The sequence below is a fragment of the Corallococcus exercitus genome (genome assembly GCF_003611585.1).
Lineage (GTDB): Bacteria > Myxococcota > Myxococcia > Myxococcales > Myxococcaceae > Corallococcus > Corallococcus exercitus.
Map to the genome: position 1 here is coordinate 1 of NZ_RAVW01000225.1, position 15,891 is coordinate 15,891.

Annotated in this window: 8 protein-coding genes; 4 read left to right on the forward strand and 4 right to left on the reverse strand. The window is 70.4% G+C overall.

From position 1 onward, the window contains the following. Positions 1–130: 130 nt before the first annotated feature. From D7W79_RS25075 to D7W79_RS43300, 3 genes are all read left to right on the forward strand, one after another. Positions 131–1,099 carry a LysR family transcriptional regulator gene (locus D7W79_RS25075; RefSeq protein WP_171432782.1) on the forward strand — a complete coding sequence of 323 codons (969 nt, stop codon included), beginning with the start codon at positions 131–133 and terminating at the stop codon, positions 1,097–1,099. A gap of 63 nt (positions 1,100–1,162) precedes the next feature. Then, positions 1,163–1,444 (forward strand): hypothetical protein, encoded by a 282-nt coding sequence (locus tag D7W79_RS25080; protein ID WP_120527921.1) that lies wholly within the window; start codon positions 1,163–1,165, stop codon positions 1,442–1,444. Between the two features lie 117 nt (positions 1,445–1,561). Further along, positions 1,562–1,891 carry a hypothetical protein gene (locus D7W79_RS43300; RefSeq protein WP_147442043.1) on the forward strand — a complete coding sequence of 110 codons (330 nt, stop codon included), beginning with the start codon at positions 1,562–1,564 and terminating at the stop codon, positions 1,889–1,891. Positions 1,892–1,920: 29 nt separating this feature from the next. On the opposite strand, the gene D7W79_RS25085 is transcribed toward D7W79_RS43300, so the two are convergent. Further along, positions 1,921–3,051 (reverse strand): 50S ribosomal protein L11 methyltransferase, encoded by a 1,131-nt coding sequence (locus D7W79_RS25085; RefSeq protein ID WP_120527922.1) that lies wholly within the window; start codon positions 3,049–3,051, stop codon positions 1,921–1,923. 62 nt (positions 3,052–3,113) lie between these two features. Beyond that, positions 3,114–3,608, reverse strand: a complete 495-nt coding sequence (locus D7W79_RS25090; RefSeq protein WP_120527923.1) for an endonuclease V — start codon at positions 3,606–3,608, stop codon at positions 3,114–3,116. A gap of 132 nt (positions 3,609–3,740) precedes the next feature. Here D7W79_RS25090 and D7W79_RS25095 point away from each other — a divergent pair, with 132 nt between their 5' ends. Further along, positions 3,741–5,711 (forward strand): glycoside hydrolase family 183 protein, encoded by a 1,971-nt coding sequence (locus D7W79_RS25095; RefSeq protein ID WP_120527924.1) that lies wholly within the window; start codon positions 3,741–3,743, stop codon positions 5,709–5,711. A 52-nt stretch (positions 5,712–5,763) separates the two neighbouring features. On the opposite strand, the gene D7W79_RS25100 is transcribed toward D7W79_RS25095, so the two are convergent. Together D7W79_RS25100 and D7W79_RS25105 are read right to left on the reverse strand one after the other, a co-directional pair. Further along, positions 5,764–6,744, reverse strand: a complete 981-nt coding sequence (locus tag D7W79_RS25100) for a hypothetical protein (protein ID WP_120527925.1) — start codon at positions 6,742–6,744, stop codon at positions 5,764–5,766. Between the two features lie 143 nt (positions 6,745–6,887). Beyond that, on the reverse strand, positions 6,888–15,863 hold the full coding sequence (locus D7W79_RS25105) for a non-ribosomal peptide synthetase (RefSeq protein ID WP_276375434.1): 8,976 nt from the start codon (positions 15,861–15,863) through the stop codon (positions 6,888–6,890). Positions 15,864–15,891: the final 28 nt, after the last annotated feature.

Genomic DNA, 15,891 nt, shown 5'->3' on the forward strand with positions numbered 1-15,891 from the left:
TCCATGTACGGCGCGAATGAAGGACATGATGTTCACCTCGGGTGATGCGCTACGAGGGAACAGTGCGCCAGAGGGGCAGGGCGCGGTAGACGCGTGCTCCGTACAGCGGTTATACGCTCCACGTATCAATATGCCCCGTCCCTCAAAGCAGGCCCGGTCGAGGAGTTCCGCCCCCGCCGCCCCCGTCAGCGCCGACCGGCTGGAGCTGATGCAGACCTTCCTCCGCATCGTCGACGCGGGGAGCCTGTCCTCCGCCGCCGCGCAGCTGGGCACCACGCAGCCGACGGTGAGCCGCCGGCTCCAGGCGCTGGAACGCTCGCTGGGGGTGCGGCTGCTGCAGCGCTCCACCCATGCGATGAAGCTCACCGACGACGGCGCGCGCTGCTACGAGCGGGCGAAGGAGTTGCTGGCCAGCTGGGAGCTGTTCGAGGCCGACCTGCGCGGCGCGAGCGACGAACCGGAGGGCACGCTGCGCGTCGTGGTACCGCACGCGTTCGGGCAGCAATTGCTGGTGGAGCCGCTGACGGAGTACCTGGGCCGCTACCCGAGAGTCTCCGTCGAATGGCTGCTGCATGACCGGGCGGTGGACTTCATCGCGGACGGGATTGATTGCGCGATCCACGTCGGCGAGGTGCATGACCCCAGCGTGGTGGCGATCCGCGTGGCGGAGGTGCCGCGCATCGTCACGGCCGCGCCCTCCGTGCTGGCGGGCGTGCCGGTGCCAACGCATCCCGACGAGCTGGCCAGGCTGCCCTGGCTGTCGCTGCGCACGTTCTATCGCAACGAGCTCGCACTGACCCACGTGGCCACCGGCGAGGTCCAGCCCATCGTCTTCCAGCCCCGCGTGAGCACGGACAGCCTCTACGCGCTTCGCAGCGCGGCGGTGAAGGGGCTCGGTGTCTGCGTGGGCTCGTCCTGGGTGATGCACGAGGACATCCAGCGGGGCCGCCTCCTGCACCTGGTGCCGCGATGGCAGGCCGCGCCCCTGCCCCTGTATTTGGTCTATCCGTACGCGCGATTTCACCCGGCGCGGCTGCGCCGGTTCGTGGAGTTGATGCGGGAGATGATCCCCGCGGCCCTGGCCGTGGCGGTGCGCTGATCCACCCGTGGTAGGCTTTCAGCGCTTTTACGGCGCAATGCCATTCCACGAAGAGGGGTTCCCATGAAGAAGTCCGCGCTGCTGTCCTTGCTGTCCGGGATGTTGCTGATGGCCTGTGGTGGAGCCCCCGACTCGAACTCCGAGCCGGCCGATGCGCCCATGGGCACCGCCGAGGCCGCGGTGTGCTCCGATGGGACCTGTACGTGTGTCGCGCCGGACTGCGACGCCCTGAACTGGACGAGCTGCGGGAAGGGCGGCGGCACGACGACGTGCTCCTGGAACACCGGCACCACTTGCGCGACCGCCACCTGCAGCTGCTCGAACATGAGGTGGATCTGCCCTTGAGAGGGCTGCATTGCCTTTCGAGCGTCCAGCGGGACTGTTCGCTGGCCAACAAGACTGTTTGAGAATGAAGTCGGTCCCTGGGTAGCCTTCAGCGCGCAGTCCTACCCAGGAGTCCGAATGCGGAAGTGGATGAACCCACTTGGCGGCATTGCCAGTCTTGCCGCTGTCCTCTTCACCCCGGTGATGGCCTCCGCGGCGCCGCCGTCGTGTACTGACGAAGCCGTATGTAATTGCGACGTGCCGTGCGACGAACTCTGTTACATGGGCACGATTGGCCACCGCTTTCCATCAACGTGTGGCCAGGATGGCCAATGGTGCTATGAAATGACCACCTGCAATGGCGTTGCCGACCGGACCTCTGCCTCCCAGGAGGCCCAGGCGCAACAGGACGCCTCCGGGGACGTCTGCACCGAGCCGGACCCGCAGGCCAGCACCGCGAAGAGCTGAAGGCCGTACAGTGCCCGTGCCTCGCCGTGCTACCTGGCGGCGGGCACGAGGCCGTAGAGGGTGGTGACCTCCTTGGAGCGCGCGGCGTGCAGCGGGTCCGCCTTGTCCTTCGCCTTGGAGTGCCGGGCCGGGTTGGACTTCTGCCACGCCACCTTCAGGCCGCAGCGCTCGAACTGCTCCTCGAGCCACCCGGGCGGACGCAGGCCCAGCAGCACCGCCAGGTCCGACAGGATGAGCAATCCCTCTCCTGCCGGCGTCAGCGCGGCCGGGAGCCCTTCGAGGAAGCGCCGCAGGAACTGGCTGTCCTCGTCGAACACCGCTCGGTCCACGCGGTTCTTCGGCGGCTCGGGGATCCACGGCGGGTTGCAGACGACGAGGTCCGCCTTGCCCTCCGGGAACAGGTCCGCCTCCGCCACCTGGAAGCGCTGCGAGAGGCCGAGCCGCTCCGCGTTCTCCCGTGCGCACGCCACCGCGCGGGAGTCGCAGTCCGTGGCCTGCGCGGACGCCGCGCCGCGCTGCAGGAGGAGGAAGGAGAGCACGCCGGTGCCGGTGCCCACGTCGAACACGCGCTTGCCCTTCACGTCCGGCACCGCCGCCAGCAGCTCCACGTAGTCGGTGCGCGTGGGCAGGTAGACGCCGTAATGCGGATGGAGCAGGCCCTTGAGGCCCGGGACCGCCAGCCCCTTGCGCCGCCACTCCGCCGCCCCGAGCATGCCGAGCAACTGCTTGAGCGGCACGACGGAGAAGTCCGTCGTGGGCTCGCCCCACACCTGCCGGCACGCCTCCGCGACGTCCGGCGCGCGTGCGAGCTCCAGGTGGTAGCTCCGGTCGAGCGCGACGACGATGCGCGACAGCGTCGCGTGCTCCTGCTGGCGCGCGCGGCGCTCGGCCCGGAACGCCTCCAGCGGAGAGCGGGCCTGCCAGGGGCGCTCGAGCCGCCGGCCCAGCGCGCCGAGCAGCTGCTTCGCGTTGTGGAAGTCGCCGGTGTAGCGCAGGAACTCGCCCCGGCGGACGCGCTTGAGCGCGGCGTCGGCGCTGAGCCCGTCGTCCACAGGCGACAGGCGCGTGGGGGCGGGCTCGTCACTCTCCGAGTGCCAGGTGAACGCGGCGTCGGCCGGAAACTCGAAGGTCGCGGCGGCGGGGCGGCGGGGACGGTCCATGGGCCTGGGGTAGCACGTCCTGGCCCATCCGGCCCCGCGTCTTGCGACAAATTGTTCCGGAGTCAGGACTCCCGGCACAGCCGGTCCACGAACTTCAGCATTGTCGGCATGCGCGATGAGCCGTGCATCCGCCGGATGTGCTCCGCGGCGGTCGCGGTCTCCATGCCGATGGCGGTGATGAGCAACGGCTTCAGGCTCTGTCCTCGCACGATGGGCAGGGCCGAGCCGGTGGTGACATAGGGCGTCTTGGCCACGCCGATGACGGGCACCGCTTGGCAGAGCGCTTCGTACAGGTGGGCGCCCAGGCCCGGCTTGTCCTCCCCCAGCCACACGTAGCCGTCCACGATGATGGCCTCCAGCGGCTCCTGCACCCCGGCCAGCACCCGCAGCAGGTGCGGCAGCTCCCGGCGGTAGAACTGGCCGGGCTCGTAGGGCTCCGCGATGGGGCCCCGCTCCACCAGGTGCCCTGCCTCCTTGCCGTCCGTCCAGCCTCGGAAGAGGACGCACGCGGCCACGGTGACGTCAGGTCGGTAGTCCACGTCCACGCAGGCGAGCATCCGTTCCTCCTTCGGTGGCCCCAGGCTACACGCGCCCGCGCTCCACTGGAGTCTTCCGAGCAAGTCCGCGTAGATTCAGGATTTTGCTGTTTTGCTGTGAATACCAATTCGCGTGCCGGAGGAGTCCAGGTGATGAGGCGTGTGACGACTTGGAAGCGGGCGGTGGTGCTGCAAGCGATGTGTCTGCTGGGCGGCGCGGGGACGGCCGGGGCGGTGACGCCCACGAACGTGACGAAGGTCGCGCGGGTGACGGGCGCGACGCCGGCGGGTGAATTGCTGCCCAACCCGAACCAGACGCACACGAACTACGAGGTGTACGGCACGGACCTGGGCATCGTCTGGGACAAGGGGGGCGGCGAGGTGTTCGTCCTGTTCGGGGACACCTTCGGCGCGGGCTGGTGCGGCAACGGCGGGTGCGGCGGAGGCTGGCGCAGCAACGTGCTGGCGCGCTCGGCGGACACCACGCTGTCCAACGGCCTGTCCTTCACCACCATGGTGCAGGACGGCACCCGCCACGCGAAGGAGGTGCTGTCCTCCCGGAAGGTGGACAACGACGAGATCACCGTCATCCCCACCGCGGGCGTCAGCGTCGGGACGCGCCACTACATCCACTACATGTCCGTGAAGCACTGGGGTGACCCGGGGCAGTGGACCACCAATTACGCGGGCATCGCGTACTCGGACGACAACGGGCAGAACTGGGTGAAGCACCCCACGGCGCGCTGGGTGAACAACGCGTCCTTCACGAACCCCTTCCAGATGGGCGCCTTCGTGAAGAACGGCGGCTTCGTCTACCTGTACGCCACGCCCAACGGGCGCTACGGCAACGTGCACCTGGCGCGCGTGCCGGAGGGCTCGCTGCTGGACATCAACGCGTACCGCTACTGGGACGGCAACGGCTGGTCCGCGTCGCAGGCGGCGGCGCGGCCGGTGGTCATCGGCATCGCGGGGGAGCTGTCCGTCGCCTACAACGCCGCGCTGGGCCGCTTCCTGATGACGTATCTCAATGAGCACCGGCAGGCCGTGGTGCTGCGCGACGCGGGCACGCCCACCGGGCCCTGGAGCGGGGAGAAGCTGCTGGCCACCGGCGCCGCCTTCCCCGGGCTCTACAACGGCTTCATCCACCCGTGGGGTAACAGCGCCAGCGAGCTGTACTTCATCACCTCGCAGTGGACGCCCTACAACACGTTCCTGATGCGCGCGACGCTCACGGCCGACGCGGACGGCAACAACCTGCTGTCGGAGCCGGGCTTCGAGACGCAGGCCGCGACGCCGACGATGGCCCCCTGGTACCTGGCGGGCGCGGGCGGCATCGACCGGGCGCTGGGCGGCGCGCACTCCGGCCAGGACAACGGCTTCGTCCGTGCGTCCAGCGGCTGGAACGCGCTCAAGCAGAGCGTCGTGGTGCAGCCGTACACGGACTACACCCTCAAGGGCTGGCTGCGCTCCTCGTCCAACACCACGCGCGGCTACTTCGGCGCGCGCGCCGCGGGCAACGGCCCTGTCCTGGGTGAGACGCAGTACGGCTCGCTGCCGTCCTGGGCGGAGCGCACCGTCACCTTCAACTCCGGCGCCAACTCCATCGTGGAGGTGTACGGCGGCGTGTGGGCGGACGCGGGCGACACCTGGGCGCAGCTGGATGACGTGAGCCTGACCCGGGGCGCGAACCTGGTGGCGCAGGGCGGCTTCGAACAGCAGCCGTCCTCCACCGCCACCTCCCCCTGGTATGTGTTTGGCAATGGCGGCATCGACCGGGGGCTGGGCTTCGCGCGCACCGGCGCCAACAACGGCTTCGTGCGCAACAACACCGGCTGGAACGCCCTCAAGCAGGAGGTCGCGGTGACGCCCAACACCGTCTACACGCTGACCGGCTGGGTGAAGACGTCCTCCAACCAGAACGACGGCTACTTCGGCGCGCGCATGCTCAACGCCGGCCCCATCCTCAACGAGGTGCACCTGACGCAGCCGCTGGCCGGCTACACGCTCCAGACCGTCACCTTCAACTCCGGCGCCAACCACAGCGTGGAGGTGTACGCCGGCATCTGGGCGAACACGGGCGACACCTGGCTGCAATTGGACGATGTGGCGGTGGTCCGCGACTGAAGGCCGCGTGAGAGCAGAGGGCCGATGGGGTCATCGGCCCTCCAGGAATGGCTCAGGCGATCAGGACCTGGAGCCCCCGCAGGAGGTGCATCGCGGCGTCGCGAGAGGGCAGTCCCGCCTGTTCGATGAGCACGGCCTCGGGCTCCTCGCTCGCGACCCTGCGCTCCAGGTCGTGGAAGGCATCGAGACGCGCCTGACGCACCCGCTGGCGCGCCTCCGGCGTGAGGCGCTCGAGCGCCCAGGCGTCCACGGCCCAGGAGAGCTCGGCATGGCGCAGCTCATCCTCGGCGATCCGGCTCAGCGCCTCCCGCACCTGCTCGTCGCGCGCCGTGCGTGCCTGCCATGCGGCCACCATCGCGCTATAGGTCTCTCCGACACACCCTTCCTTCGCGTTCTCCCAAAGCAGCTCCTCCAGCGAGCGCGAGGAGAACGGGGCGACCTCCACCGCGGGCACGGTGGCGCCGTGTCGCCGGGCCAGTGCTCGCGCGGCGCGCGTGTGGCGGACCTCCTCCCCGGCCGAGCGCCGGGCCGCGCGGATCAGTTCGGTTGGAGCGCCGTGGGCCTTCAGCTCCTCCGCGAGCCGGAGGAAGGCGGGCACGGAGGCCGCCTCCAACCAGGCCATCCGCGCGAAGTGGCTGCCCAGCGCGCACCGCGCTTCCGCTCGCGCCGCCTGGAGTCCCTCGGGCCGGCGTCCATCGGTAGCGCACCCCGCGGGCACGGTGTAGTAGCAAGTCGTGGAGGGCTCCAGGGTCTCCCCGCCGTCAGGATGCCTCGTGGGGACAGAGCGAACCTGGCAGTGATGGGCGGCTCTCTGCGTGCACACCTCCAAGCAGTCCAAGCCGTAGGGGACGCCTCCATCCGGAAGCCGGGCGCTGGTCTCATAGTTTCCCTCGTGCTCGTCATACGGGATGCAGCCCGAATCCTCTTCCGCGCAGCCAATGACTGACAGGACGGGAGCGGCGAACAGCAGCCGCGCCACCGTCTGTCGAAGCAGCGGGTTGCGTGGAAACAGGTGTTTCTTGTCGTTGGCCATGTGAGTTCCCCCTCGGGTGTCAACGGCTTTCAGGGAGCGTTCACGGCGGGCTTGGCCATGAGCGCTCCTGAAACCGTTTCACCCGGTCATAGCCCAACCCCTGATGCAATGGCAGAGGCCATCCCTCTCATGCGTTCGTGGGTTCATCGGCTTTCGGAATCCAGGACGCGCAGGCGCTCCGTGAGGCGTTCCGCCAGTGTAGGGACCTGGGGCTCTTCCAGGAGGGTCAGGTGCGTGCCCGGCACGTGGCACACCGAGACGCCTCCCGGGAGCCAGGCCTTCCAGCCTTCGTCCTCGGCGCGGTGGGGGTCGCTCGCGCGGACCGCGGCGCGGAAGAGCTCGGCGGGGCCTTCGTAGCGGCTGGCGGGCACGTAGCCCCGGTTGGCCTCTCCGAGCCGTTCGTGGACGGCGAAGAGGCGTTCAATCTGTCCCGGCTCCAGTCCGCCCGCGGCGGGCAGGTTCCTCAGGAGGCTGATCATCCGTGACAGCAAGGCTTCGCCCTCCAGGCCTCCCAGCTGCTCCAGCTCGGGGGCGGGGACGTCCTGGACGGGGAGCCCGACCATCTTGCCGAAGGCGGCCAGACGGATCAGCGGCGGCGGCTCCGGGTCCGGCTCTCCCGACGGGGCGAGGCTGTCGAGCAGCGCCAGGAACTCCACCGGCTCGCCGAGGGCCTGGAGCTGACGCGCCATCTCGTAGACCACCAGACCGCCGAAGGACCAGCCCGCGAGCCGGTAGGGGCCGTGGGGCTGCACGTCGCGCACCTGATCCAGGTAGAGCCGGGCCAGGGACTCCATGGACGACGGCGGCAGCTCTCCGTCCTCCAGGCCGGGCGCGAACACGCCATACACGGGCCGGTCGTTGCCCAGGTGGCGCACGAGGTCCGCGTAGCTGAGCACGCCACCACCACCGCCGTGGACGAGGAACAGCGGCCGGCGCTGAGAGTCCCCGGTGTCGAGCCGCGCCAGGTTGGGACCGAGGGCGCGGGTTCCATTGGAGGGTGACAGCAGCGTTGCGAGCCGCTCGACGGTGGAGCCCTGGAAGAGCGCGGACAGGGGCAGCGCCCGGCCCGTGCGCTCGCGCAGAAGGGCCATCAGGTGCACGGCGAGCAGCGAGTGGCCGCCCAGGTCGAAGAAGTCCGCATCAGCGCTGACGCGCTCCAGGCGCAGCACCTCCGCGAAGGCTTGAGCGATGAGTTGCTCCATGGGCGTGCGCGGCGCGACGTAGCGGCCCGGGGACGCGGCGACGTCCGGGGCGGGCAGGGCCTTGCGGTCCACCTTGCCGTTCGCGTTGAGGGGCAGGGCCTCCAACACGACGAAGGCGGAGGGCACCATGTAGCCGGGCAGCTGTTGCTGGAGCTGGCCTCGCAGCGTCTCCGCCAGGTCTTCGGACGCAGGGGAGGACGGGACGACGTAGGCGACGAGGCGCTTGTCGCCGGGCACGTCCTCGCGGGCCAGCACCAGGGCCTCCGCGACGGCGGGGAGCTGGCGCAGCGCGGCTTCGATTTCACCGGGTTCGATGCGGAAGCCGCGCAGCTTGAGCTGGAAGTCGGTGCGGCCGAGGAAGTCGAGCGTGCCGTCCGCGCTCCAGCGGGCCTTGTCACCCGTGCGGTAGAGGCGCTCTCCCGGAGTGGTGGCGAAGGGGTGCGGGATGAAGCGCTCGGCGGTGAGGTCGGAGCGGTTCAGGTAGCCCCACGCGAGGCCGTCACCGCCGACGAAGAGCTCGCCGGGGACACCCACGGGCACCGGGCGCAGGTGCGCGTCGAGCACGTAGGCCGTGGCATTGGAGATGGGACGGCCAATCGACACGGGGCCGTCCACCCGCGTGCCGGGATGGAGCGTCAGCGTGGCGGAGAAGGTCGTGTTCTCCGTGGGGCCGTAGCCGTTGACGAGGACGGAGCCCGGGCTCAGGCGGGAGAGGTGCTGGCGTACGCGCTCCGTGGGCAGCACGTCGCCACCCGCGAGGACCTGGCGGACCTGCGCGAGGGTTTCGCCCTGGTGCAGCGTCATCTGCTCGAAGAGGGCGGCGGTGAGCCACAGCGTCGTCACGCGGTGATGACGCAGCAGGGCCGCGAGCTCCTCGGTGGAGAGGGCATGGGGCGGCGCGAGGACGAGCTTCGCGCCGTGCAGCAGCGCGCCCCAGATTTCGAGCGTGGACGCGTCGAAGGCGACGGGGGCGAACTGGAGGAAGACCTCGTCGGGTCCGAAGTGGATGAAGGTGCTGCCGAGCACCAGCCGGGTGACGCCCCGGTGAGGCACCAGGACCCCCTTGGGCCTGCCGGTGGAGCCGGAGGTGAACATCACGTAGGCGAGGCTGTCCGGAGACGTGGAGACCGCGGGCGCGTGCGTGGGCTGACGCGCAAGGAGGGAGGCCTCGTCGTCCAGCAGGAGGGTGCGGCCGGAGAAGGACGGCAGGCGCTGCGCCAGCGAGGAGTGGGACAGGAGCAGGGGCGAGGCGCAGTCCCGCAGCAGCAGCGCGAGGCGCTCGCGGGGATGGGCCCGCTCCAGGGGGACGTAGGCGGCGCCCGCCTTGAGGATGGCGAGGAGGGCGACGATGAGGTCGAAGGAGCGCTCCAGGCCCACGGCCACGGGAGTGCCTGGAGTGACGCCCAGGCTCATGAGGGCATGGGCGAGTTGGTTGGCGCGCTCATCCAGCTGCCGGTACGTGAGGCGGTCCTCCCCGGAGATGAGGGCCACGGCATCCGGAGTGCGCCGGGCCTGGGCCTGGAACAGGTCGGGCAGGGTGGCGTCGCGCGGGGCGTGGGTGCGCGTGTCGTTCCAGTCGAGCAGCACCTGACGCTGCTCGTCCTGGGAGAGCATGGATGCGGAAGCGAGCGGCGCGTCCGGATGGGCGACGAGGGCTTCGACGAGGGCGCCGAAGTGCCGTGCCATGCGCTGTGCCGTGGCGGGAGCGAAGAGGTCGGTGTTGTAGCCGAGCGAACCGTCGAAGCCGTCCGGTGTCTCGAAGAGGAACAGCTCCAGCTCGGCCTTGACGCTGTGGCCTTCCACGTCCAGCGGGCGCAGGGCGAGGCCCGGCAACTGGACGGCGGGCATGGAGGTGTTCTGCAGGGAGAAGAGGGCCTGGAACAGCGGCGGCCGCGTCAGGTCGCGCTGGGGCCTCAGGTCCTCGACGAGTCGCTCGAAGGGGACGTCCTGGTGGGCATACGCGCCCAGGGAGGCCTCGCGCACCTGCTGGAGCAGCTGGTGGAAGGACGCGCCCGGGGACACGCGGGAGCGCAGCACGAGCGTGTTGACGAAGAAGCCGATGAGGCTTTCCGTTTCCGCGTGCGTGCGGCCCGCGATGGGCGTGCCCACGCTGATGTCCTCCTGGCCCGCGTAGCGCGAGAGCAGCACCTGGAAGGCCGCCAGCAGGAGCATGAACGGCGTGACGCCGCCGCTCCGGCCCAGGGTCTTGAGGGCGTGCGCGAGCGACGAAGACAGCCGCAGCGGGACGACGTCGCCGTGGAAGGTCTGCACGGCAGGACGCGGGAAGTCCGTGGGCAGCTCCAGGGGCGCCGCGTCCGCGAGGCGCTGGCGCCAGTAGGACAGCTGGGCCTCCAGGACGTCACCGTGCAGCCAGGAGCGCTGCCAGAGGGCGTAGTCGGCGTACTGGACGGGCAGCTCGGGCAGGGGCGAGGGCCGGCCGTCGGAGAAGGCCCCGTAGAGCGCGGCCACCTCGCGGACGAGGACGCCGCGGGACCAGCCGTCGGACACGATGTGGTGCAGGGTGAAGACGAGCACGTGCTCGGTGGACGCGAGCTTCAGCAGCAGCGCGCGCACAAGGGGGCCCGAGGCCAGGTCGAAGGGACGCTGGGCCTCGGTGGACGCCAGGCGCCGGGCTTCGTCGAGGGCTGACTCGCCCAGGTGGCTGAGGTCCACCGTGGGCAGGGGCAGGTCCGTGGGGGACGCGATGTGCTGGAAGGGCTGGCCCTGACGAGAGGGGAAGCGGGTGCGCAGGGCTTCGTGGCGGCGCACCAGCTCGGTGAGGCTCTGGCGCAGGGCTTCGAAGTGCAGCTCGCCTTCCAGGCGGAGGATGGACGGGACGTTGTAGGTGGAGGCGCCAGGGACGAGCTGATCAATGAACCACAGCCGCTGCTGCGCGAAGGACAGCGGCAGCTCTCCCGTGCGAGGTGCGGGCACGAGCGGTGGGGCCTTCACGCCGGACGCCTGCTTCCCCGCGTCATCGATGCGACGCGCGAGGTCCGTCAGGAGCGGAGCTTCGAAGACGGAGCGCAGCGGCAGCTCCACGCCGAACGCCGCGCGCACGCGAGCCACGAGCTGTGTCGCGAGCAGGGAGTGTCCACCCAGTTCGAAGAACTGATCCTGTGCGCCCACGCGGGGCAGACGCAGCACTTCTGCCCAGAGGGAGGCGAGCAACTCCTCCGTGGGCGTGCGAGGCGCCACGTAGTCGGAGTTCGACGCGGAAGCCTCCGGAGCGGGCAGGGCCTTGCGGTCGACCTTGCCGTTGGGAGTGAGGGGCAGGGCCTCCAGGAAGACGAAGGCGGAGGGCACCATGTACTCGGGCAGCCGCTGCTTCAGGTTGTCGCGGAGTGAGGACACGTCCTGGGTATCCGCGACGACGTAGGCAACGAGGCGGGCCTCGCCGGGAGAGTCCTGGCGAGCCACGACGACAGCTTCATGCACGGAGGGAAGAGCACGAAGCACGGTGGCGATTTCACCGGGCTCCACGCGGAAGCCACGCACCTTCACCTGGAAGTCCACGCGGCCGAGGAACTCCACGCGGCCGTCCGCGAGCCAGCGCACGCGGTCCCCCGTGCGGTACATGCGAGCGCCGGGAGAAGGGCTGAAGGGGTCCGGCACGTAGCGCTCGGCCGTGAGGTCAGGCCGAGCGAGGTAGCCACGAGTCACCTGCGCGCCGCCGACGAAGAGTTCGCCCGGGACACCCAGCGGAGTGGGTCGCAGCGAAGCATCCAGGACGTAGAGGCGGGAGTGCGCCAGCGGCGAGCCGAGCGGCACGGAGGCGGGAGCCGGATTTGCCGGAGGCAGGTGCACACGACCTGCGAGCACGCCAACGGTCGTCTCGGTGGGGCCGTAGTGGTTGTGCACCTCGCAGTCCGGAGCGAGTGCATGGACGGACTGGAGCAGGGCCCAGGTGGAAGACTCACCACCGAGCACCAGGCGCTTGCGAGGCAGGACGTGGCGAGGCTCGGGCGCGGTGAGCAATGCGGCCAGGTGAGAAGGCACCACCTTCATGCAGTCGATGGGGTGACGCGCGAAGTAGTCGGCCAGGGCAGCCGGGCTGGAAGCGCACTCCTGGGAGAGGACGTGCAGGAGCCCACCGGTGGTGAGGGCGGGGAAGAGGACAGTGTTGCCCAGGTCCGCGACGAAGGTGGAGACGAGGGCAAAGCTGGAGCAGGCCTCCAAGCCAAGACGCTGAGTCACTGAATCGACGTAGGTGGACAGCTGCGCGTGAGCGACGGCGACGCCCTTGGGCCTGCCGGTGGAGCCGGAGGTGAAGAGGACGTAGGCAAGGGAGTCCGGATGCGCCTCACCCGGCGGTGCGTCGGTGCGCAGCCGGGAGAGGGTTGCAGCGTCTTCATCCAGGCGAACGACATGCGCGCTGGAAGAGGCAAACGCGGACGCGTGGCGGGCCACCGTAACGACAACGGGCGCAGCGACTTCCTGCACCAGGGACTGCAGGCGCAAGGCGGGCTGGGCCGGGTCCAGCGGCACGTAGGCACCGCCAGCCTTCCAGACACCCAGCAGGGCGACGACGGTTTCAACGGAGCGCTCCAGGCACAGCGCGACGCACGAGTCGGTCCCGACGCCCAGAGAGCGCAGATGCCAGGCCAACTGGTTGGCGCGTGCGTCCATCTCTCCGTAGGTGAGCACCTGGCCATCGCACGCCACGGCGGGCGCATCCGGATGGAGGGCAGCGCGCCGCTCGAAGAGGGCGTGCACGCTGCGAGGCGCAGGAAGCGGCGCCTCGGTGGAGACGAAGTCCGTGAGGAGCAGCCGCTTCTCCGCGTCCGTCAGCAGCGGCAACTCGCTGACGCGTGAGTCGGGCGAAGCCAGCGCGGCCTCCAGCAGGACGCGCAGGTGCTCCACCATGCGGGAGACGGTGGACGACTCGAAGAGGTCGGTGCGGTAGCCCAGGGTGCCGGTGAGGCCGTGAGGCGTCTGGGAAAGCGACAGGGTGAGGTCCGACTTGGTGGCCTCGAAGTCACGCGCGAGGGGCTGGAAGGACAGGCCCGCGAGACTCAGTTCCGAGGCCGGCGCGTTCTGCAGCACGAGCATGACCTGGAAGAGAGGCGAGTGGCTCAGACTGCGCTGCGGTTGCAGCTCCTCGACGAGCTTCTCGAAGGGCAGGTGCTGGTGCTCGTAGGCGGCCAGGGTGGTGTCGCGCACCTGGGCCAGGAGCTGTCGGAACGAAGCATCCGGCGCGACGTGGGAGCGCAGGACGAGGGTGTTGATGAAGAGGCCGATGAGGCCCTCGGTCTCCCCCCGGGTGCGGCCGGCGATGGGCGTGCCGACGGAGACGTCCTCCTGGCCGGAGTAGCGCGAGAGCAGCACCTGGAAGGCAGCCAGCAGGGCCATGAAGGGCGTGACGCCTTCACGCTGGCAGAAGTCCGTGAGCGCATCGGACAGCGGCAGATTGACAGACAGGGACGCACCGCGCTGGGACTGCACGGCGGGACGCGGCTTGTCCGTGGGCAGCTCCAGCAGCGCGGGAGCGCCCGTGAGCTGCTGCTTCCAGTAACCCAGCTGCGCCTCGAGCACCTCTCCCTGCAACCACGAGCGCTGCCACACGGCGTAGTCCGCGTACTGGACGGGCAGCTCCGGCAGCGGCGAGGACCTGCCCTGGACGAAGGCCCCGTAGAGCCCCGCGACCTCGCGCACGAGGACATCCATGGACCAGCCGTCGGAGACGATGTGGTGCATCGTCAGCAGCAGCACGTGCTCTTGCGAGTCGATCCGGATGAGCGACGCACGCAGCAGTGGCCCGCGCGCGAGGTCGAACGGACGCACGGCCTCGGCGGTGGCCCGTTCCTGGGCTTCGGCCTCACGTTCGGCCCTGGGCAGCGCGCCCAGGTCCAACACGGTCAGGTGGAAGTCGTCGGCAGGATGGATCTCCTGGAAGGGCTCCGCGTCACGAACCACGAACGTGGTGCGCAGGGCTTCGTGACGGTGGAGGAGCGCGCGGAAGGTCTGCTCCAGGGCTGGCACGTCCAGCGCTCCCTGCACGCGCAGCGCGAACGGGATGTTGTACGTGGCGGTGCCGGGCTGCAGCTGATCAATGAACCACAGCCGCTGCTGCGCGAACGACAGCGGCAGCGGACCCGAGCGCGGCACGGGGACCAGCGGAGGCGGCGCGGGCAGCTCCACCTTCCGCTGGGCGACCAGCGCCCGGTACACCTCGCGGGCCCGCCGGTGGGCCTCGGCCCAGGTGAGCGCCTCTCCTTCGTGCTCCGCGGCCACGGCATCGGGCGTGAGCCGGGCCTGGGCCTGGAGCAGCCGGTGCAGACCGGCGTCCTTCGCGGTGGCGGCGGACGGGTCGCGCCACGTGTGGAACAGCAGGTGCCGCTCCCCCGCCGTGAGCAGGGGCAGCGCATGGAGCGGATGATCCGGCCCCGCGAGCGCCCCCTCCAGCAGCACGCGCAGATGCCCCATCATGCGCTCCGCCGTCGAGGCGTCGAACAGGTCGGCGCTGTACTCCAGCAGGCCGCGCAGCCCCTGGCCCCGGTCGCTGATGGACAGGACGAGGTCGAACTTCGCCGCGCGGTGCTCGATCTTGAGCGAGCCCATCCGCAGCCCGGGCCCGAGCACCTCCGGCATCGGGGCATTCTGGTACGCGAGCATCACCTGGAAGAGGGGCGCGCGGCCGGCGATGCGCTCGGGCCGCAGGGCTTCCACCAGCTTCTCGAAGGGCACGTCCTGATGGGCGTAGGCGCCCAGCGTCACGTCGCGCACCCGGGCGAGCAGCGCACGGAAGCTGGGGACCCCAGCGAGGTCCGTGCGCAGGACCAGGGTGTTGACGAAGAAGCCGATGAGTCCCTCCAGCTCCGCGTGCGTGCGGCCCGCGATGGGCGAGCCCACGCTGATGTCCTCCTGTCCGGAGTAGCGCGAGAGCAGCACCTGGAAGGCGGCCAGCACCACCATGGAAGGCGTGACGCCCTCCTGACGGCAGAGGGACTGGAGCGCTTCCGACTGCTCCACGGGGAACTGGAAGGCAAGCGCACCCCCTTGAAGCGTCGGCACGGCCGGGCGCGGGCGGTCCGTGGGCAGCTCCAGCGTCCGGGGCGCGCCCTGGAGCCGGTTTCGCCACCAGCCCAGCTGTGCCTCCAGCACCTCGTCGCGCAGCCATCCACGCTGCCAGAGGGCGAAGTCCGGGTACTGCACGGGGAGCGGTTCAAGGAGCGCGGGGCGCCCCTGCGCGTGGGCCGTGTACAGCGTCGTCAGTTCCTGGACGAGGACGCCCATGGACCAACCGTCGGAGATGACGTGGTGCAGGGTGAGGAGCAGCGCGTGTCGCGCCTCATCCAACCGGACGAGGAGCACGCGCCAGAGCGGTCCCGTCGCCAGGTCGAAGGGCCGCCAGGCCTCGTGTTCGACGAGGCGCTGGAGCGCGGCTTCGCGTTCGTTGGCGGGAAGGCCGCTGATGTCCGCCCAGACCGCGGGCAGTGTGGGCTCCGGGGCAACGACCTGGACGGGCTGGTGCCCGTGCTCCTGGAGCGTCGTGCGCAGGGACTCGTGGCGCTGGAGCACGTCGCGCAGGGCGCGCGTGAGCGCGGGCACGTCGAGCGGGCCTTCCAGACGCACGGCGGTGGGGAGGTTGTAGTTCGTGCTGTCGGGATCCAGCTTCGAGAGGAACCACAGGCGCTGCTGCGCGAAGGACAGGGGCGCGGGGGCCTGCGTGGTCCGCGCGCGGAGTGGCGGAACGGGCGCCGCGGGCCGCTCCAGGACCAGCGCGTCGATGCGGCGGGCCACCGCCTCCACGGTGGGGCTCGCGAAGAAGTCGGGCAGGGAGAGCTCGACCCCGAAGTGCTGGCGCACGCGCGCGAGCACCTGGGTGGCGCTCAGCGAGTGGCCGCCCAGGTCGAAGAAGCTGTCCTCGGCGCCTGGTTCTTCGACGCGGAGCACGCGGCTCCAGAGCGCCGCCAGCTCGCGCTCCGTGTCGGTGCGCGGCGGG

Bases quoted from the DNA above. Each gene is read 5' to 3' on its own strand.
- D7W79_RS25085 (WP_120527922.1), bottom strand. From the start codon at position 3,051: ATGGACCGTCCCCGCCGCCCCGCCGCCGCGACCTTCGAGTTTCCGGCC.
- D7W79_RS25080 (WP_120527921.1), top strand. From the start codon at position 1,163: ATGAAGAAGTCCGCGCTGCTGTCCTTGCTGTCCGGGATGTTGCTGATG.
- D7W79_RS25100 (WP_120527925.1), bottom strand. From the start codon at position 6,744: ATGGCCAACGACAAGAAACACCTGTTTCCACGCAACCCGCTGCTTCGA.
- D7W79_RS25095 (WP_120527924.1), top strand. From the start codon at position 3,741: ATGAGGCGTGTGACGACTTGGAAGCGGGCGGTGGTGCTGCAAGCGATG.
- D7W79_RS25090 (WP_120527923.1), bottom strand. From the start codon at position 3,608: ATGCTCGCCTGCGTGGACGTGGACTACCGACCTGACGTCACCGTGGCC.
- D7W79_RS43300 (WP_147442043.1), top strand. From the start codon at position 1,562: ATGCGGAAGTGGATGAACCCACTTGGCGGCATTGCCAGTCTTGCCGCT.
- D7W79_RS25075 (WP_171432782.1), top strand. From the start codon at position 131: ATGCCCCGTCCCTCAAAGCAGGCCCGGTCGAGGAGTTCCGCCCCCGCC.